Raw genomic sequence first — 19,802 nt, 5'->3', positions numbered from 1 at the left:
TCTTCATCATCACATTCTGTTCTCACTCTATCTTGAGAACACGAGAAGCCATCGGCTTTGACCGAGGCCCAAAGCCCATCTCTGCTCTCCCAATACGCTTACGGAGTATGTGAATGTCGACCGTGCAACGGCCTCGCCGTGGTTTTACCCTGATCGAACTGCTGGTGGTGATCGCCATCATCGCCATTCTCATTGGCCTGCTGTTGCCCGCTGTCCAGAAGATCCGCGAGGCCGCCAACCGGATGAAATGCACCAGCAACTTGAAGCAACTTGCCCTCGCCTCATTGAACTACGAATCAGCGATGGGGGGGCTTCCCCACAATGCGATCACGAAAAACAACAGTCAGTATCCTTTCATCCCGTTCGTGGCGGGGACAGTTCCGGCTCCCGGCAATGCAACTGGAACACAAGGTCGCTGCAGCGGTTTGATTCCGTTGTTGCCATACGTCGAACAGAATAACATTCTCCCGATCTACACATCAAATCTCGATTGGTCCGACCCGGCGAACACGAATGCGTTGACAACCAAATTTGGACTGTTCCGCTGCCCTTCCAGTCCGGTAGGCGACCTCGTCCCTGCATACGCCAATAAATACATTTCGGGAGGCAACAATAGCTTTGCCCCTCCCACCACTTCCGGTGCCACGACCAACATCTATGGGGGAGCCGTGTATCCCACGACGAACACCACCACCACCGGATGGACGGCTGACTACGCCGGATTCACTCAAGTCAAGACGACCAAGGATGCCTCGGGAGCGGAAATCGCATTTGCCAATCCCGTGGTGGCCGCCGCCTATCCCGGCATTCCGAGCAAAGGCGCCTTGCGGCAAAATGGTCCGACAACTGTTGCTGAAATCACCGACGGGATGAGCAATACCTGCCTCTATTCGGAAGCATGCGGCCGCGACAAGCAGTATTTCACCAGCCGCGTGGGAGTCGCCTATGACATCACCAAAATCACTGGTCCGATTTGGGCTGATGCCGACAATCGCATCACACTGACCGGCTCAAGCGCGGACGGCACCACCGGTTTTGGCACCGGAACTTGTGCCATGAACTGTAATAATCTCCAAGGAGACATTTACAGTTTCCACACTGGCGGAGCCAACATCGCATTTGCCGATGGTTCCGTTCGCTTCGTCAAACAAACGGTTGACATTGTCACGATGGCCGCGATGGTGACAAAAGCTGGCGGAGAAGTTTACAATCTGAACTGATTGAATTGAATTCTTCACTCTCTCACAAAAATTGATCAAAGTAACGTGCTCAATCTGTCAAAAGCCTTGAGTGATCTAATTCGAGACTTTTGACAGGTTTCATTCAATCTTCACTTTCAACCCCTGCTCTCACTCTATTTTAATACTTTGCCAAGACCCGGCAAAACCGGTGTCTCCAAGGCTCGTCTCTCTCAATCTGTTTTACGGAGTATGTGAATGTCGACCGTGCAACGGTGTCGCCGTGGTTTTACCTTGATCGAACTGCTGGTGGTGATCGCCATTATCGCCATCCTGATCGGTCTGCTGTTGCCGGCCGTGCAAAAGATCCGGGAGGCCGCCAACCGCATGAAATGCACCAACAACCTGAAGCAGCTCGGGTTGGCGATGCAGAACTATCACGACACGAACACCTTTTTCCCGGCCTCGTCCTACACGACGGGCGCGGCGGCCCCAGGCAACCCAAGCGGCACTTACCACAGCTGGCGGGCATTTACGCTCGATTACATCGAGCAGGGCAATGTCGGCAAGTTGTACAACACGAATCTGAATTGGTATGATCCGGCGAATCGGACCGCCATTCTCACCCAAATCAACACGTACATTTGTCCTTCCAGTCCGGGACGGACTCCGTTGTTGAACGTGACGAAGGTTGGCATCACGCTGGCCAGCGCCGCCGGCCCGACCGACTATGACACGATGAACACGGTGAAAGCCGGTCAATATTCGGGGATCTTCAGTCTCCCCACACTGGCCACCACGGACCAGATCAACAGTGTGATGGTCAAAGATCAAGTGACGACGATTGCCCAAATCACTGATGGCTTGTCCAACACCGGGATGATCTGGGAATGTACCTCCCGCCCGGACCTCTGGCTGAACGGCAAGAAGATTGCCTCCGGGGTGAACGATCAAGGGTTCTGCTGGGCCGACAGCGACGGACCGTTCAGCGTTGACATGACCAATCCCAACGCCACGGCCGCCGACTTTACCTCTTTGACGACACCGATCGCCGACGGCCCGAACGTGTTCTGGAAGAAGAACGACATTAACCCGGCCAATCTCACAAAATTCAGCGCGTTCATGAACGCCACGAACGACAACGAAGTGTTTAGCTTCCACACGGGCGGTTCAAACTGCTGCTTCGCCGACGGGCACGTGGCCTTCCTTCGCACATCGATCTCCCCACAAACACTGTCTGCCATTGTCACCGCCCACGGCGGTGAAGTGATCGGCAACTACTGATCCGGCACCTTCGCCCGACGAAAAAAGGCCGGGGCATCATTGATGCCCCGGCCTTTTGCGTTTTCTGTCTCGCTGTCAGCCTTGTGTCAGAGGTCAATCCACACCTGCGGTTGGGAGCGTTTCCAGAGCGTGTCCACATACCGCTTGGCTTCCCGTTCAAAAATCACCGCCTGAACCTTGCGGCGAATCTCGGCTTGAAGTTTCTCATCGAGCGGCCGACGGCCGGCGACGGTGCGGTCGGTCACTTTGATGATGTGGAAGCCATTCTCGGTTTCCTGAATTGTCGCCTGTCCCGGCTTCGTTCGCAACACAGTCGGCTCCAGTTCCGGCGGGAAGATTTCCCCCGGTTTCTCGCCGATGCCCAAGCCATTGCGAAGGGCGCTGTCCCCATGGCCGGACTTCGTCGCCAACGGGCCGAAGTCCGCGCCCTTCTGGATCTGAGCCAGCAACTGCATTGCGTATTGCTTCGCGTCGGCCGGACTGGCAAACTTCTCCGTCATCACGAAAAGATCGAGCCATTTGACCGAGTCTTCGCTTTTGAAATCTCCGCCGTGGGCCTCGTAGTAATCGCGGATGTCGCCGAGGCCGATGCCGCCCTCAATTTTCGGCGAAACCTTTTCCTGCATGTAGATTCGCATCATCGTGCCGCGTTCGATCTGGCGGCGAATCCCGAACATTGTCAGCCCTTGGGAGCGAAGAATGGTCTTGAAGTCTTCGTCCGCGGACACTCCCCGTTCCTTCTTGAACTGCTTGAGCAAAGCATCCGCTTCCTTGCCGGCCGCTTCCTTCAATTTGCCCAAGGCATTTGTTTGCTTGCGGGAGGTGAGTGTGCTGGTCATGTCTTCCAGCACCAGTTCCCGCTCGATGATCCGGCGAAGCTCTTCGCGGAACATTTCCTTCTGCTTGACGGCCTGTTCTCGTTCCGCCAGTTTGAGCAACTCGCCAAGACGCTGATACACGGCCTCGCGGACTTCGCTCTCGTAAATCGGGTTGTTACCAATGCTGGCGACGATGCGGACTTGGGTGTCTCCCTCATCCGTCATCTTGCTCGTCGCGGACATCTTTCCGGAAGCCGGTTTCACGTCGGGCACCGGCTGAACCAGAGCGCCGACATTGACCGGCGGCACCGGAACATCCGATCCAACCTGTTGAACGGGAGCGCTGAGCGGGGGAACGGCCGACGGCGCGCCCATGTTCAACGGGTCCGAAACAAAAGCCCGGCCCGAGGCATCAGTCTTGCCGGTGGCATCCGAGACGAAGGAGCGGCCGGTCGAATCTGTTTGGGGCCGGCCGATTCGCACCGGGGGCAAAACCTCCGGGGCTTGCGACCGGACGATATTCGGCTTCACGGACGAATCGGCCGGATCATCCGCGCGAACAAGTGTCTCCGCACGAACAGGCGCATCCTTGCGAACGAGCGAGGCGTCCCCGGTGCAACCGGTGAAGCCGTTGATTGCCATGATGCCGGCCAGCGCCATCATGGCGCGTCGTCGTTTGAGGGCCATCCGTGCGCCCCTCCCGTCGGTGCGGAGTGATCCAGTCCACCGCTTATATCGGCCGTTTGCGAGAACACAATGCGAAAACCAAACCCAATAACGAGCGAAAAACAAACAACCATGAAAAACGGGGAAAGCTTGGAAATGTGGGGGATGCCCAATCTGGATTCGTTCGCTGGCCGCCGGAAATCGGAAACACCGCCGGGATTGGCATTGATTATTGGTCAATGATCGTCGGCGTGGTAACATGACGCGCATGATTTTGCGCATTCCCAACGGAGCCAACCCATGGGCCTGAACCGACGAACATTCCTCCAAACCGCAGCCGCCGGTGGCGTCACCTATTTCCTTCCCGAGTTCCCGACGCTTCGTGCGGCCGAGACTCCCAGTCCTTCCTCGCAGATTCGTTTCGCGGCCATCGGCGTCGGCGGGCAGGGCAAGGGTAACTTGGCGGCCCATGCCAAAAACTGCGTCGCTGTGTGCGATGTGGATTCCACCCATCTGGCGGCGGCCGTCGCGCAAGTCGAAAAGGCGTCCGGCAAGGCCCCGGAGGGAGTCGCCGATTATCGGAAGATTCTCGAACGCAAGGATGTGGATGCGGTCATCGTCTCCACTCCGGATCACTGGCATGCGAAAATCACGATTGATGCCTGCAACGCCGGGAAGGACGTTTACTGCGAAAAACCGCTGACGCTCACCATCGTCGAGGGGCGCAAGATCGTCGAGGCGGCCCGCAAGAACAAACGCATTGTGCAAACCGGCAGCCAGCAACGCTCCGACGCCAAGTTCCGGCTGGCGTGCGAACTGGTTCGCTCCGGCCGACTTGGCAAGATCAGCGAAGTGAAGGTTGGAATTCCCGGCGTGAACTTCAAAGGCCCGGCCGTTGCCGATGCCATGCCCCCGGCGGAACTGGACTATGACCGCTGGCTCGGGCCGGCCCCCCAACGGCCGTACAACGAAAAGCGGGTTCACTATTTGTTCCGTTTCTTCTGGGATTATTCCGGCGGTCAGCTCACCAACTTCGGCGCCCATCATCTCGATATCATGCAATGGGCGCTCGGCATGGACGAATCCGGCCCGTCAACTGTTGATGCCAAAGCCCGGTATCACAAGGACGGATGGTATGAAGTCCCCGAATGGTGCGAGATTCTTTACACCTACGCGAACGGCGTGAAAGTCACCTGCGGAATGGCCGAAAAAGGGGGTTGCACCTTCATCGGCGAGAAGGGCAGCATCTATGTCACTCGCGGGAAGATCGAATCAACGCCGGGGGACATCATCAAGGAACCCTTGAAGGAAGCCGACGTGCATCTGTACGCAAGCAACAACCATCATCAGAATTGGGTGGAGTGCATGCGATCTCGCAAACTGCCAATTTGCGACGCGGAAATCGGCCATCGATCCGCGACCGTTTGCCACTTGGGAAACATCGCCGCCCGGTTGCAAAAGAAGATCACTTGGGACCCGGTCAAGGAACAAATCGTTGGAGACGCCAAAGCCAACGCGATGATCGAACGGCCGTACCGGGAACCGTGGAAACTTTCTTGAATATATGAAACTGCATGGGCCGGGCCATCACTTCACCCGTTCGCGGATGTCCGCCGGGGTGAAGGTGTGGCCGGTGTGGCAGCCATTGCAGTAGTGATAGCCGTTGACTCGCGTGCCGCTGTAGTGGTCGCCGGCATAGGCATAATAAACACCGGGACGGCCGACAGAATCGTTGGCCCGTCCCGTCCACTTGGCGATTTTTCCCTCCACATCCAGGCCAACGATTACTGTGGGCATCAGGGGATCGGCCGGAATCCATGTTTGAAGGGCGCGTTCCGATTCGAGGGGAACCGCCATCAATTTCTCCCAACCGCCGGAGACACGTTCCAGCTTCGGATCATCGAACCGGTCACGGTGAGCCGCGTAGAACGCCACCGCCTTCAAGTTCGGCGGCGGCGGGACCAAAGGATCTTTGCGGGGATCGATCTGCTCGGCGGACGGGGCGTGCCAAGGGATTGGATTCCGGATCGCGTCGGGCACGGCCAGATTTTCCAAATAACCGGCCGGGCCAAAATACTCGCGATTCCCGGCGAGCAACAGCTTTGACGGCGGGGTGTATGACGCCGAAGCCGAGACAGGCCGAAGCGTTGGCTCCACGGGAAAACCCCGTTTGTAAATGGCGACCGGCTCGGCATCGACAAACTCGGGGTCATCAAACACGAGTTGCGGAATCACCGGACCGGTCCAATTTTCATCGACCAAATACAACCCGTATCCGCCAACAGAGGCCCCAATCTCGCTTGCCGAGAACAAAATCGAACCATTCGGGCAGGGATTGGGCGTGCTGGCCGACAACTCCCGCCCGGCTTCGTTTTGGCCGGGACCAAACAGGAGCTTCGCGCCGCCAGTGTCGGGGAGGTCGGCCCCCGGCTGAAGCGAACTCGGCGACGACCGGATATATCCCCAATCGGCTTGGGCCAGCCGAAGTCGCCCTTCTTCTCCCGGAACAGGAGTCATGAAAACCACCCGGCCATTGAAAAGCGGGCGAGGCCGCCAGACGGGTTCAATGCTCTTGATGGCGTAGCTAAAATCCGCACCGCCATACATCAGCCGCACCCCCATCCAACGGTCCGTCGGAGTGGTGGCGAATACGCCGCCAGCCGACACCGGCCGGACATCGGACCGATCCTCGGTCACCGCTTCACGGTTCCGGCTCCACATGCCAAACATGATCTGGTCGCTCGTCAACAGGATTGGCCAACGGTCGTTGTTCCGGTTGCCTGTTTGGGCCGAAGGCGCCGACGCCCCCGGCGGCCAAGACCAGATTTGTGTGGCCCGGCGGGAATGGTCCCGGCCAAGGTCGGGAATCCGGCTTGACGCAAAGGCGAAGCCATTCGGGCCGAGGTCCGTCGGATCAACATCATCGTAATCGATCCGTCGCCGCTCATCGTCCGACAACCGGGAGCCATCGGCGGCGTATCTCAACGGTGGAAGGGCAATACAGCCGGGGTCGTCCGGCCCTCCGGTCAATTGAATGAGATTCGAGCCATCCACGTTCACCTGATAAATCCGCCAATGCCCCGCGTCCGGGGCCGCCCTCCGGCCGGCGAACAGCACGCGATTCCCGTCGATGGAAACAGACGGGCTCATGACATCGATCAGCGTTCCCCCGTCGTGCAACGTCCGGCCCCAAGTGAGTTCAAACAGCCGGCCATTGGTGTCGAGTAACCGAAGTCGCCCTTCGCGGGCTGTCCAAGAAATGGCTCCCGGATAGGCGAACCCCTCGGCATTCATCGCCATCGTTTGGAAACTTGCGGGTTCTGTGCGGGAAGTGAACACAATCGGCACGGCCGGCCGTTTGGAGACAAACGAACGCAACCCGGAAGTCTCCGGAACGGTCATTGCCCCGCCGGTAAAAAACGACCATGACCACCAGATTACGGCGGTCGCAACAACGAAAAGAATGACGAATGAAAATCGGGTTCGGCTCATCCCGGTCACTCGAAAAAGAGATTTCATTCGGAGGCCAGAAAGAACACAAGCCGACCAAAATCGGCCGGCTTGTCTCGCTTCACCGCTTCCAACGTCGAAGAATCAATAATCACCGATGGTTTCGCCGCCAGCCCGCGTGCCAAGAGCGCTGTACACGGACGGGGTGATTGTCTGGCGGATAAACCGGGCCGAACCATCGCCCATGAGGAAGTTGGCCCCGCCGGTGTGGCGGCTGCCGTAGCTGACGATGTAAGCTTCCAAGGCCGCCCCGGTAAATCCGGCCACCGGGGGCAGGTTCATGGCGACGCCGGTCGAACCAAACGCTTCGTTGAAGCCCATCTGACAATCGATGCTATCGGAACCGAACTGCCACACCGCTTTGCGTCGGGCGTTTCCTTGCACGTCGAGTTCGGTCGAGGCGTAACTGCTCTTCAAAGTGTAATTTTCCTCGCCCACGAAGATGGTGTTCGAGAGACCATCGGTAATCTGGGGAATCTTGAGCCGATTGCCGTTGTAAGAAGCCGATCCGGTGTGCTGGAAAGAGCCGTCGAGCGAGGTGACGTCAGACGCGTTGTAAAACTGAGTCTTCACTCCAGAACCACACACCGCATAGCTCGCCGGGACTCGCTTGATAACGATCCAGGCTTCATAACTGGGGGAGTTGACATGCTCCGGCAGTGCCGCAGAGGGACAACGGAACATCGGCACCAAGGTTTCGCAAGCCGCGACGCAACGCTCGGTGTCCGGCCCTGACGCTCCGCCGCCGCTTCCCGGCGCGTCGATTCGGGCGTTTGCAAACCCCGGAGGTGGAGAGGCCCAGTCGGCGTTCGCCCCGGATGTGCCGGTCACATCATCGTCCGTGTGCCCGTTCTCGGGCGTAAGCACCAATGCCTTGTAAAGCGCGTCCTGTTCCAAATAAGGCGCCAGCCAGGCAGACCACATCGTCCCATTGTCCAGCGATCCGGGCGGGAAACGGTTTTCGGTCGTATGGATGTTTTGAAAGGCGAGGCCAATCTGCTTCAGGTTATTCGTACACTTCATTCGGTTGGCCGCTTCGCGGATCTTTTGGACCGCCGGAAGCAATAAGCCGATGAGAATCGCGATGATCGCGATCACCACCAACAGCTCGATCAGGGTAAAACCCTTTCTGATGCGCACCGTCGTCATCGTCAATCCTCCCGAAAGTTGAAATCGAACATAAAAAATAACGCGGCCAATCAGCCCGCGATTACTGCTTCTTCTTGAACAACTCCAAAGTGATCGTGCGGGAATCCTTGCCAACTTTCGCCGTCAAAGTCGTCGTGTTGATATCGCGGTAGACATCGGGGATATTTTCAATCTCACCCGCCATCTTTTCGCTCTTTTTGCCGCCGCTCCCGGCAATCGACGGCCTGCCATTAACGAGTGTTTGGGAAACCAAAACCTTGTATTCGCCAGCCGCCAGCCCGGATTTGGAGCCTTCATCGCCGTAGGAGAACTTACCCGTTTCGTCTGTCCGGGCCGTCCCTCCACCGGATTGATCGGCCTTCGGATCGACCGGGTAAAAATGAATGATGGCCAGCGCGAGTTTGTCGCCATCCATCGTCACTGTTCCCGTCACAGGATATCTGGTTAATTCAGACGAACAGCCGGAAACGAGACTGATTGCGATTACCATCAACAGCAGCCAAGCGTGAATCCGAAAACACATTGGCTCATTCCCAAATGACAGTTCAGAATTGACAAGGCGAATCAAAACAGGTCTGTGTCGCACTGTTACGCTACCGTGGCGACAAAAAACATTCATGTCTATTATGATGAAAATTTAATGAAGATCGCAAATTGAAAACTAGCTTTCAATTCAACTAATCCATTTTTACACAGTATTACTTGGTTGACAAACAAGATTCAAAACGAATTTCAATCGTCATCGTCGTCATACTCGTTGACGTACTCCGCCGGATAAGGCACATCATACCCGCGGGTCGCATGCCAGATGATGCGGTTTAAAGTGTCTTCGTCGGCCTTGTCTCCCTCGCGCAGATTCAAGGCCAATGATTTCTCGGCCCAGAAAAGCTGCTTCCCGGTGAGTTTCTTGACCGCAGGGTTCATCTCGTCAAGCGGGATGCGATTGACCACGGACTTGTATGGCGTTAGGTCCGGTTCTGACTGGAAACAATTCCGCATCGGTGTCGCCGAGAGATCCATTTGGTTCATCGGCGGCAGACCGAGCATCAGTTCAAGTGTCTTGACCATCCCGGTTTGGTTGTAGTTGGTATGATCGACATGCTTCCGCTTCGTGTAAGGACTGATCGCCAAGGCAACCGTGCGGTGACCGTCCACATGGTCGAAGCCGTTTTGGGGGTCGTCCTCGACGACGAGTATGCATGTGTTCTTCCAAAACTGGCTTTTGCTGACGGCCTCAATGATCTTCCCCAAGGCCAGATCATTGTCGGCAACCATTGCCCTCGGCGTGGGGAAGTCGGGTGTTGTGCCCTCGGTGTGATCGCAGGGCAATGACATCGTCATCAGGCTTGGCATCGACCCCGCCTTTTCAAACTTCCGGAGATCCTCCAAGAATAGCTCGGCCCGGTACACATCCGGGGCGGTCAGGGGGAAGTAGGGATAGGTCGGATGGGTGAATGGCTCGATTGCCTTTTTGTTGATCTTGATCGTGATCTTTATGTCACGGGTTCCGTTTTTGTAATCGTTGAAATAATCCTTCCACTGCGTGCCTTTGGGGGAATAGTCCTGCTCCGAGACAAACTCGCCATAATTGCGGATGGTTTTTCCGTGAAGAAGAGCGTTGTCCCAGACGAACCCGGTCGGGGCGAAGGCGAGCGGGTCGCGGCCATCGTCAGGATAGCTGCGTGAAAAGCTGCCGAAGGCTTTTTCGAGGTAATCGGTGACATACGCCGAATCGGTCCATGAGTGGCCGTCGGCGCTGAGGATGCCGCTGCAATAGAAATTGTCCAACAGCGCGAACTCGCGGGCAAGTTTGTGATGGTTGGGCGTGATTTCTTCACCGAAGACACAGAGTTTCGGCTCGCCGTTGCCTTCCTTCATGTCGCCGAAGACTTGGTCGTAAGTGCGGTTCTCTTTGATGATGTAGATGACGTGCTTGAAAACCGATGGCTCGCCGTGCCGTTCGGGAACGGGAATCGGCTTCGCATCGGGTCGTGGCTTTTCCAACCCGGCAAGGCTTTGATTCAACCGGTTGTTTACGTTGACCTCTTTGGTCAGCGCCTCCAAGGTGGTCGCATCCGGCACATCAATAAACGAGGCGGATCCGAGATGGTCATGGGAATTTTTTCCCTTCTCCGCCACCCTGGGCTGGCTGAGGCTCCCCTGCCCTTTCACATTGGCAACGAACAATCGTTTGCCATCGTCAGAAAGGAGAACCGCACCGGGGAACCATCCGGTCGGAATAAGACCGACCACCTCGCTTTTCGCAGGTCGCCTGTCAGCCGGGCCTTCCGAGGAAACGGCAGCCAGACGGATGACGGCAACACAGTTGTTGGTCCCGTTGGCCACGAACAGTGTGCCGCCATCCGGACTGAGGGCCAATGAGTTTGACGCGCTACCGAACGGCAACCGGGCCTCGGGCCGGCAAGAGATCGTCTCGAAAACCCTGTCCGTCGCCGTCTCGATCACCGACACGGTGTCGCTGTTCGCGTTGGCCACATAGAGCCATTTGCCGTTGGGGCTTAGAACCATGCCGCATGGGTGCAGGCCGACTTCGACGGTTCGGACTTGTTTCCACTTTCCATCCTCCAAACCCAGCACGGAGACCGAACCGTGGTCGGCAACGCCAGTACGTTTGTCGACCCGAACAGGCGTGCCCGAACTGGCTTTCTGTGGCGCTCCTTCTTGCGGATGGTCGCCACCCCAGTTGCTCACATAGGCTTTGTTTTGGTTGGCAACAACTACCGTGTATGGGGCGACACCGACAGGGATCACCTGTTCCACTTTGCGAGTGTTGGTGTTTACAAGTTGGACGGTGTTGGCACGGGTGGTCGTGACGAAGAATTTGTCTGTCATCAGTTTTGCAATACCGGCGGGATCGACGAGACCGCCGACCTTCGGTTTTTCCAAGGGGATCGGTTCTTGAAAGGCATAGGTTCCATCGGCCTTCCGCTCAGCCACCCGCAGATTTTGTTGGGCATCGGTGACATAGACCCGATTGCCGTCCGCATAAAGACCGACGACGCCGAAACCCGCCTTTCGGCCGCCTCCGGGAACGGCCAGCGTCTGGCGAATCTTGCCCGTGTCGGCATTCAAGAACACCAGATCTCGCATGTTCTTGACAACCACTACCTTGCCATCCTCGGCAAAAGCCAAATCGACCGGCCGGCCCGGAAAGGTGATTTGTTTGCCCGTCGGTTTGATCACTTGGTTCGTCGGCACCACGATTCGACCATCGGCCTGTGGCCCCACTTTAAGTTGGTCGAGTTCGTCCGCAGTGACGAACTCTCCAACGACCGACCAAATGAACAAACAAAGAATGAACCGCACCATATGTGCCGAGTCCTTCAAGTTAAAATGAGATGGTCGTTATTATCTTTTGAATATCGATGGCGTTTGAATTCTCGTCGTAGAAAGCGAGAAGAAATGAAGTTGACGAATGGCCGGACGAGAACCGCCCCTCGATCACGCGGCATTCGCCAGAGAATCTGAGTCAATTGGAAAGGAGAGGAACCAGACGCGATTTTAGAATGAGGATCGCATCACGACAGAACGAGCGAGAACATTCGGTTGTTCAAAAGATAAGGCCCGCATGGAAAATTTGCCGGGCCGTTCTTCTTCATATCTCTCATCTGATGGATTTTGCGATAGCATCCCCTTCTTTTCACGCTAAAATTTTAAAAGGTTTCGTTTGTCGAAAGATCATTCCCTCGAATGATTTAAGGGATTATTTTCCGATTTGAGACGATTTCGTGATAGACGGCAACGTTCTTGATGATGAGGGAGGACCGCTCACCTCCCTCTCGCTCTTGGTTCGCATCCAATCAATGCAACCCGACGCATTGGCATGGGCGCGATTTGACAACCTCTATCGCCCTCTTGTGTGCGGTTGGTGCGTCAAAGGCGGGTTGCAAAACGCCGATGCCGATGATGTTTGCCAAGAGGTGTTCCGACGGGTTCACCAAGCGATTGGCCGGTTTCGATGGGAGAGAGGCGGCGGCACCCTCCGTGGCTGGCTTCGCATCATCACCAGCAACGCCATCAGTGAATGGGGTCGGCGTAAGAAAAAGATCGACCTCGTATCGGGGCAGGCGGGTGATGACGCCCAAGTGTGGTTGTTGGCCGTTCCCGACCCGACGCCTGAAGAACCGGATGAGCAACGAGACCGGGACGAAGAGCGACTGTTATTGCGAGAAGCCCTGCGGCAAATCCTTGCCGGATTCAAGGAGCAAACTCGCGAGGCCTTTTGGCGAGTTGTGATTGATCAGCGGAATCCGGCCGAGGTGGCCACTGAACTCGGGGTGGAGGTTCATGTGGTGTATCTTGCCAAATCTCGCGTGTTGAAACGGCTGAAGGATGAATATGGCGATCTGGTCGATTTGAAACGATTGTGAAAAAAATCCGGGGCATGTCGTGCCCGCGATGGTCAATCACCGGGGAGTTACTCGCTCTCCCTCGTGCGCAGGGGAGCGTCGCCCTCCCCTGCTCCCGCCTCCTTCGTCGGATGCTGAGTAAAATAATCCGAATGGAATCAAGGGATTATTTTTCTCCTCCGACGAAGGGGGAATGGTGGAACCGAGATGAGCAGCAGTCGGCCCATTTATTGTGATTCTCTGACATCCCCGCCCTAAATTCAATCACCCGCCATCATTCAGGAAGGCAAGCGATCATGGGTGCCCACCCGTTCAATTCGCCCAATAATTGTCCGGCCATCGAAACGCTGGTCGGCTTCAGTTCCGGCGAATTGCCTGATCCCGTGTTTGAGACGGTCGCCATGCATCTTTCCCGATGCGGCACTTGTCTGGCGGTGATTGCAGATTTGCATGCCCGTCCCTCGAAGGATTGTCTGGAGGAAAAGGTTCGGGATTGTCTTGGCGATCCGGGGGTTCGACGGAAACAGTTCGATGCCCTTGATTCGCCGATGAATGGCGACACAGACGTCACCGTCAAATCCGGCAAGCCAACTCCGAAACCAGCACAACCTCCCGAAGATGTGGCCGGGAAGCAGATCGGCCGTTACGTGCTCATGAAGCGGCTCGGCGAGGGAGGGATGGGGGTGGTCTATCTCGCCAGCGATCCGCAGGTGGGCCGTTTGGTCGCCCTGAAAATGCTGACTGTCGTCGGCGGCCGGCAGCAAGAGCGGATTGATCGCTTCCGCACCGAGGGACAGGCCCTGGCCCGTTTGCGACATCCAAATGTGGTGCAGTTTTATCATTTTGACGAACATGAAGGCCGCCCTTACTACACGATGGAACATGTGCCGGGGGGAACCTTGGAGGGTTTGCTTCGCCGGGGATCAATGCCGGTTCGACAGGCCGCCGAAATAATCCAAACACTGGCGGTCGCCATCCATGCCGTGCACCAAGAGCAGGTGATCCACCGGGATCTGAAACCGGCCAACATTCTGTTCGCGGCCGATGGCACCATCAAAATTGCCGATTTCGGACTCGCGAAAATCATGGACGCGAGCGATGGTCAGGATCGCACCAAATCAGGTCTGCTGCTCGGTTCCTTGTTCTATATCTCCCCCGAACAGGCCGCCGGTCGGCCCGACGAAATCGACTGTCGCACCGATGTTTATGCTCTTGGCGCCGTGTTCTATGCGTTGCTGACCGGCCGCCCTCCTTACGAGGGGGCGACGATGTTCGACACTCTGCAACTGGTCGCCAAAGCGGACCTCTACCCGCCATCGCTCATCCGTCCGGAAATTCCCAAAGACCTGGAACAAATCTGCTCGAAATGCCTGGCGAGAACACGCTCGGATCGTTATGCGACGGCCCAAGAACTGGCCGATGATCTGACGGACTGGCTGGAGGGGCGTCACCCCCGCAGTTTGCCGGGTCGGGTCAGGCAGGCTCTCCGGATCACTCGGCGGCGGGCCTTGGCGGCAGGCATCGGACTGGCGGCTGTGTCCATCGGGGCGGTGGCCTATCGGCGTGATCCGGATCGGGTTTTACGAGAGATCGAGGCCAGCCTGCGTGCTGGCCGACCGGTCAGCTTAATCGGCGAAACAGGAAAGCCCCAGTGGTCTCGCTGGGTGACCAATCATCCCAAAACACAACAGACGATTTCCGATGATGGGATGTTCAACATCCGGATGCCCAACGAGACGAGCTTGCTCGAACTATTGCCGGACCCGCAAACGGATTCGTATCGGCTTGATGTTCAAATTCGTCACGAAGGGGCCGATTCGGGACAAAGTTTGAGCGGCGTGGGAATTTTTGTGGGCCGTCACGACCAGAAAGAGGGAGCAACACCAACACATTTTTTCATGGAATTGTCATTCAACGACATTTGGCGGAATGAAGATCATGGAGTAATCATAATCAACGGGAAGGCGCAGACCCGACCGGAAAATAAGCCGCGATTGATCCCTCACATATACGCCCCCCAACTTGGAACAACCCCAGAGGTCGACTTATGGATTTCTGGAGTGAGGGGTTCGCCGTTCACTCCCGCCGGTCCGGCAGGAGATCAATTCCGCTCCCTGGCATTGATCGTCCGGCCGACCGGGATCGAAGCGGAATGGGACGGGCAGAAGTTTGCGTTTCCGGCCCAAGAGATCCAGGCACATGTGGAGAGGAATCGACGCGGCAGGCGGCCGGTAAACTACACGCAAAACCCGGGCATTCTTGACATGGAGCCCAAATACTCCCCGCGTGGCGGATTGGGTTTGCTTGTGATGCGGGGGGCGGCTTCCTTTCGTTCGTGCACTATCACTCCATTGGATGTTGAAGGAAACTCAAATGTCTGATCTGAAAATTCAGTCTCCTGTTCCCATGACTCAGTTCATGCAAGACCAGCAGTTCGTTGCCTGGGGCAAATGTCTGCCCGCGACGGCCGACAAGGGGCACATCATCGGAGTGGGGGGATATCTCCTTCAGGGAAGTTCAGTCGTTTCCGCCGGCAAAACGGTCGGCTATCTGCAACCCTCTCAACAGAAAAGTCCGGAGAATAAGAATCCCAAATTTGACTGGCTGGTTCTCTTTAACCTCAAGGGTCTGGAGCCGGGAAATTATACGTTGCAAATTTGCGCTTACCGGTGCGACAAGGTGGATCCGACGATGGTTCCCTGCGTCGATTCACTGACGGTTCCGATTATCATTGACAAAACGTCCGGCGTTGAAGTTCATGATACCACCTCTCCCCCAAACGACACCAACATTACCCCTGACAAAGATTATTTTGTCGCCTATGGCGATTTATCTGGCTTATGCGATGTCGTCGATGCCGTGATGGTGGCGGACGGACCCGCAATTCCGGCCGACTATATCTATAGCGACGGCGTTTTCTGGTGCGCCCAGTTTCCAGCTCTCGCGGCGGGAACCTATGTCCTGACCTCGACAGACACTGCGGCCGGTACCAGCCAGATCAGCGGATTGGTTGTGGACCCCGGATCAGGTTGTTAATGCCAGTGCTCCAGCCTGAAATTTAACACGGCACCGCTACACTTATTTTGTATTTTGAATTGAGGCACCGTCAAAAACCAGAGTCATCTGATATCATTGATTAGTGCGGATGAATATCATGTGAACTCTTGATCGTGTTTGACAATGGAGTTCCGAACAACTGAACTGGAGAATGGCAAGATGCGCCGAAGGGGTTTCACGCTGATCGAATTGTTGGTGGTGATTGCGATCATCGCCATCCTCATCGGTTTGTTGCTCCCGGCGGTGCAAAAAATCCGGGCGACAGCAAGACGGATGCAATGCCAGAATAACCTCAAACAAATCGGGCTGGCAGCTCACGGCTACGAAAACACGAATAGCGTATTCCCGTGGGGAGCCACCACAACCAACGATGCTTCCGTTTTGGTCTATTTGCTCCCCTATGTCGAACAGTCGGCCAAATTCCAGCAATTTGATTTCACCAAAAGGATGCTCGTGGCGGAGAATGCCGCCGCCAGAGCACAGGATATACCAATTTACCTATGCCCGGCCGATCCGTCGTCCGGGGCTGATGGCATTCCGCCGCAAGTTTCCGGTCGAAACAACTATTACGGCAACTCGGGAACACACGGATGGGCCAGGGACACGCTGGCCTCCAAGCCGACATGGCTCAAGCCTCTTGATAAAAGAGGGATCTTCGGATTGGATTCACAAGTCCAAATTTCCGAAATTACGGACGGAACCACCAACACTGTGATGTTCGCTGAAATCAAACGCGGAGCCGCGCCAGGCAACGGCAGCCAAGACATCACCAATGTGCCGCCGACGGGGTGGGGAACTCCGGGTGCCGACCCCGGACCAAATCCCAACAATTTAGCGCCACCCCCCGCTTGCACGAGTACTGCCGCCGGGTCAAACATCGCGGGACTAAGGTATTTCTATGGCACCACCACCACCGCCTTGTACACACACACAGTCCCGCCCAATTACACAGGCCGAGACTGTGCCAACATTTCCGGGTTCGATCAGTTTCACCTGGCCGCCCGGAGTTATCACACCGGCGGGGTCAACGTCGCCTTGTCGGACGGATCTGTTCGCTTTGTGCGGGATTCAATCACGATGACTGTGTGGAGCGCCCTCGGAACTCGCGCCGGTGGCGAGGTGGTTGACAGTTCGGGATTCTGAGCAAGTTGTTTTCGGGGAACCAGCCCCCCGCTCATCAACTCAATCTAAAATCAAATTGATCGCTCTGGCGTCGGGTGTTATCCTCGATTGGAATTGAATTTCCATCGCGTGATGACCAAGGACGCCACGGCATGCTCCGTATTCTCGGCTCACGCAAACGGCTGTGCGATGGCCTCACCCGCCGGGATTGGCTGATGGCCAGCGCCGCCGGGATCAGTCATCTGTTCCCGGCAAGCACTGCCGGGGCAAAACCCGCCGGAGAAAACCGCGGTTTCGGATCGGCGAAAAATGTCATCTTGCTCTATCCGTTCGGCGGCCCGAGCCACATCGAAACATTCGACATGAAACCCGGAGCCCCGCCGGAGGTTCGCGGGGAATTCAAGCCGATCCGCTCGCGTTTGCCGGGAGGTGATGTTTGCGAGTATCTGCCTGAAACCGCCAAGGTGATGGACAAGGTCACGGTTCTCCGGTCTCTCACCCATGTCTGGAACTTCCACGGAATGCAATGGGCCACGACCGGGCTTCCCCAAGGATCAATCCCGCTGGAGGAAACCCTTCGCCACCCAAACCACTGTCCGTTTGTCGGCTCAATCTTCACTCATCTGACACAAAAACGTGACGGCCTCAAATCCCCCGGAGCGGTGCCGGACAACATCATTCTGCCGTGGGTTCTCAGCACGCGGCGAAAAGCCGCCATGTACGCCCGGCCGCACGCCTCGTACTTGGGTAACGCATACGATCCTGTCTGGGGGAACTTCAAGGGAACGGCCGTCAAAAGCGTGGTTCGCGCCACTAACGGCCCGGCCGAAGAGTTTCGCGATCCCTTTCTGGGCATCACGCCAGACAGCCGTTTTGAAATTGCCCCCGACACCGAAATGTCGGCCGAGATGACACTCGACAAACTCGATGGCCGACGTTCGTTGTTGGAGCAATTCGACCGAACCCGCCGCCAAATGGACACGAATCCGGCGGTGCGCCAGTTTGATCAAGTTCGGGGGGAGGCGTTCGGCCTGCTGCAATCTCCGCGAATTCGCAAAGCCCTTGATCTGGATCAAGAAGACATCCGACTGAGGGAACGCTATGGCATGACGCTGTTCGGCCAGGGAGCGTTGCAAGCCCGGCGATTGACGGAAGCCGGCTGCAAGTTCGTGACGGTGATTTGGGATGAGTTCGGCCAGTTGAACAGCGGTTGGGACACCCATGTCGATCATCGCAACCGCATGAAGAACGAACTCCTGCCCGGTTTCGACCTCGCATTCTCCGGGCTGATCCAAGACTTGGACGACCGGGGACTACTCGACGAAACCTTGGTGCTGGCACTGTCCGAAATGGGCCGGACACCCCGCCTGGAGGGGAACGGCCGGGGTCATTGGGGCCGGGCGCACACCAATCTGATGGCCGGGGCCGGCGTGGCGAGAGGCCGCATTGTCGGCAAGACCGACAGCATCGGCGGAGAAGTCGTGGATCGACCATTGACCGCCAAAGATGTTCTCGCCACTGTGTACCACTTGTGCGGTTTCGACCCGCACACCATGTTAAACGACCGCCAAAACCGGCCCAATCCGCTGTTGCCCTACGGCGATGTGATCGGCGATGTGCTGGGCTAAACTCTCCCGAATCGTCCCACTCTCTCCCAACCCGAGGATTCTCCCTTGTCCGGCATCCGCACTCGTCGCCAGTTTCTGAACGTCGCCGCTGCCAGTGCTTTGCCGCTGGCCCTCCAGGCTGAAGAAACCAAACCAAAGGCCATCACCGTCGTCGTCTGGGATGAACGGCAGCCCGAACAGAAGCAAGTTTATTCAAACTTTCTCGGCAATCAGATCGCCGATCACTTAAAGACGAAGCCCGGCCTGACCGTGAAATCGGTGGGTATCGACGACCCGTTGAAGGGCTTGTCCCCGCTCGTCCTCCGGGACGCGGAAGTGCTGATCTGGTGGGGACACAAACGACAGGCCGAGATCACGCCGGAAATGGCGAAGCCGATCATCGACCGCATCCGGGAGGGAACTCTTTCGCTGATCGCCCTCCACTCGGCCCACTGGGCGACGCCGTTCGTCGAGGCGATGAACGAACGAACGAAAGCGGATGCCGAGAGGACGCTGAAGGCCGACGGCCGCAAGGTAGAGATCACCTATGCTGCTCCACCCCGGCGATACACGCTTCCCAAAACGACCGACCGATTGACGCCGTACATCGAATTGCGGAAATTCCCGGACGGAAGCGAGAAAGCCACCGTTTATCTGCCTTATTGCTGTTTTCCTGCTTATCGCGCGGATGGCAAGCCAAGCCAGATTCGCGTGTTGAAACCCAATCACCCAATCGCCAAGGAATTGCCAAAGGAATTTGAGCTTCCGCAAACTGAGATGTACGGCGAGGTCTTCCACATCCCGGAACCGGACGAGGTGGTTTTTGAAGAACGCTGGGCCAGCGGCGATTGGTTCCGCAGCGGCATGGTCTGGAAACTTGGCAAGGGCCGTGTGTTCTACTTCCGGCCGGGACACGAAACCTATGCGGTCTACAAGGAGGCCCCCGCCCTGCGAGTGATCGAGAACGCGGTGCGCTGGCTGGCCTCCGGGGACAGGTAATCTTCGGTCAATTCACTTTTCAATTTTTCAAACATTTCCCCT

At 56.8% G+C, this 19,802-nt stretch carries 14 protein-coding genes; 9 read left to right on the top strand and 5 right to left on the bottom strand.

Annotated elements, in window-relative coordinates:
* The first annotated feature begins 113 nt into the window (after positions 1 to 113).
* Together BGIM_RS0103945 and BGIM_RS48565 are read left to right on the top strand one after the other, a co-directional pair.
* The gene (locus BGIM_RS0103945; protein WP_020468498.1) at positions 114 to 1,220 is read left to right on the top strand and encodes a DUF1559 family PulG-like putative transporter; all 1,107 of its coding nucleotides are present in this window, start codon (positions 114 to 116) and stop codon (positions 1,218 to 1,220) included.
* Positions 1,221 to 1,436: 216 nt separating this feature from the next.
* A complete protein-coding gene (locus BGIM_RS48565; RefSeq protein ID WP_020468497.1) occupies positions 1,437 to 2,462 on the top strand; it encodes a DUF1559 domain-containing protein in 1,026 nt (341 codons plus the stop codon).
* Positions 2,463 to 2,548: 86 nt separating this feature from the next.
* Here BGIM_RS48565 and BGIM_RS0103935 read toward each other — a convergent pair whose 3' ends face one another.
* Positions 2,549 to 3,967 carry a peptidyl-prolyl cis-trans isomerase gene (locus BGIM_RS0103935; protein ID WP_020468496.1) on the bottom strand — a complete coding sequence of 473 codons (1,419 nt, stop codon included), beginning with the start codon at positions 3,965 to 3,967 and terminating at the stop codon, positions 2,549 to 2,551.
* 279 nt (positions 3,968 to 4,246) lie between these two features.
* Between BGIM_RS0103935 and BGIM_RS0103925 the strand changes: the two genes are divergently transcribed.
* Positions 4,247 to 5,506: a Gfo/Idh/MocA family protein gene (locus BGIM_RS0103925; protein WP_020468494.1), complete on the top strand. Its 1,260-nt coding sequence runs from the start codon at positions 4,247 to 4,249 to the stop codon at positions 5,504 to 5,506.
* A 27-nt stretch (positions 5,507 to 5,533) separates the two neighbouring features.
* On the opposite strand, the gene BGIM_RS0103920 is transcribed toward BGIM_RS0103925, so the two are convergent.
* The 4 genes from BGIM_RS0103920 to BGIM_RS48560 form a co-directional block, all read right to left on the bottom strand.
* Positions 5,534 to 7,324 (bottom strand): TolB family protein, encoded by a 1,791-nt coding sequence (locus BGIM_RS0103920; protein WP_157368596.1) that lies wholly within the window; start codon positions 7,322 to 7,324, stop codon positions 5,534 to 5,536.
* Between the two features lie 216 nt (positions 7,325 to 7,540).
* Positions 7,541 to 8,605 carry a DUF1559 domain-containing protein gene (locus BGIM_RS65730; RefSeq protein ID WP_020468491.1) on the bottom strand — a complete coding sequence of 355 codons (1,065 nt, stop codon included), beginning with the start codon at positions 8,603 to 8,605 and terminating at the stop codon, positions 7,541 to 7,543.
* A gap of 61 nt (positions 8,606 to 8,666) precedes the next feature.
* Entirely contained in the window at positions 8,667 to 9,020 is a 354-nt protein-coding gene (locus tag BGIM_RS0103905; RefSeq protein WP_157368595.1) for a hypothetical protein, read from the bottom strand.
* A gap of 317 nt (positions 9,021 to 9,337) precedes the next feature.
* Positions 9,338 to 11,935, bottom strand: a complete 2,598-nt coding sequence (locus tag BGIM_RS48560) for an alkaline phosphatase family protein (protein ID WP_020468489.1) — start codon at positions 11,933 to 11,935, stop codon at positions 9,338 to 9,340.
* Between the two features lie 419 nt (positions 11,936 to 12,354).
* Between BGIM_RS48560 and BGIM_RS48555 the strand changes: the two genes are divergently transcribed.
* The 6 genes from BGIM_RS48555 (at position 12,355) to BGIM_RS0103865 (ending at position 19,760) form a co-directional block, all read left to right on the top strand.
* The gene (locus BGIM_RS48555; protein ID WP_020468488.1) at positions 12,355 to 12,996 is read left to right on the top strand and encodes a sigma-70 family RNA polymerase sigma factor; all 642 of its coding nucleotides are present in this window, start codon (positions 12,355 to 12,357) and stop codon (positions 12,994 to 12,996) included.
* A gap of 275 nt (positions 12,997 to 13,271) precedes the next feature.
* Complete coding sequence (locus BGIM_RS56890; protein WP_020468487.1) at positions 13,272 to 15,356, top strand: serine/threonine protein kinase; 2,085 nt, start codon at positions 13,272 to 13,274, stop codon at positions 15,354 to 15,356.
* Positions 15,349 to 16,011 carry a hypothetical protein gene (locus tag BGIM_RS0103880; RefSeq protein WP_020468486.1) on the top strand — a complete coding sequence of 221 codons (663 nt, stop codon included), beginning with the start codon at positions 15,349 to 15,351 and terminating at the stop codon, positions 16,009 to 16,011. The genes BGIM_RS56890 and BGIM_RS0103880 overlap by 8 nt, the downstream gene beginning before the upstream one ends.
* A gap of 180 nt (positions 16,012 to 16,191) precedes the next feature.
* A complete protein-coding gene (locus BGIM_RS0103875) occupies positions 16,192 to 17,175 on the top strand; it encodes a DUF1559 domain-containing protein (RefSeq protein ID WP_029629718.1) in 984 nt (327 codons plus the stop codon).
* Between the two features lie 131 nt (positions 17,176 to 17,306).
* On the top strand, positions 17,307 to 18,782 hold the full coding sequence (locus tag BGIM_RS0103870; RefSeq protein ID WP_020468484.1) for a DUF1501 domain-containing protein: 1,476 nt from the start codon (positions 17,307 to 17,309) through the stop codon (positions 18,780 to 18,782).
* Positions 18,783 to 18,827: 45 nt separating this feature from the next.
* Entirely contained in the window at positions 18,828 to 19,760 is a 933-nt protein-coding gene (locus BGIM_RS0103865) for a ThuA domain-containing protein (protein WP_020468483.1), read from the top strand.
* Positions 19,761 to 19,802: the final 42 nt, after the last annotated feature.

The organism is Zavarzinella formosa DSM 19928 (assembly GCF_000255705.1).
Taxonomy (GTDB): domain Bacteria; phylum Planctomycetota; class Planctomycetia; order Gemmatales; family Gemmataceae; genus Zavarzinella; species Zavarzinella formosa.
Note: the sequence above shows the minus strand (reverse complement) of the source record. Positions and strands in the feature narration are given on the sequence as shown.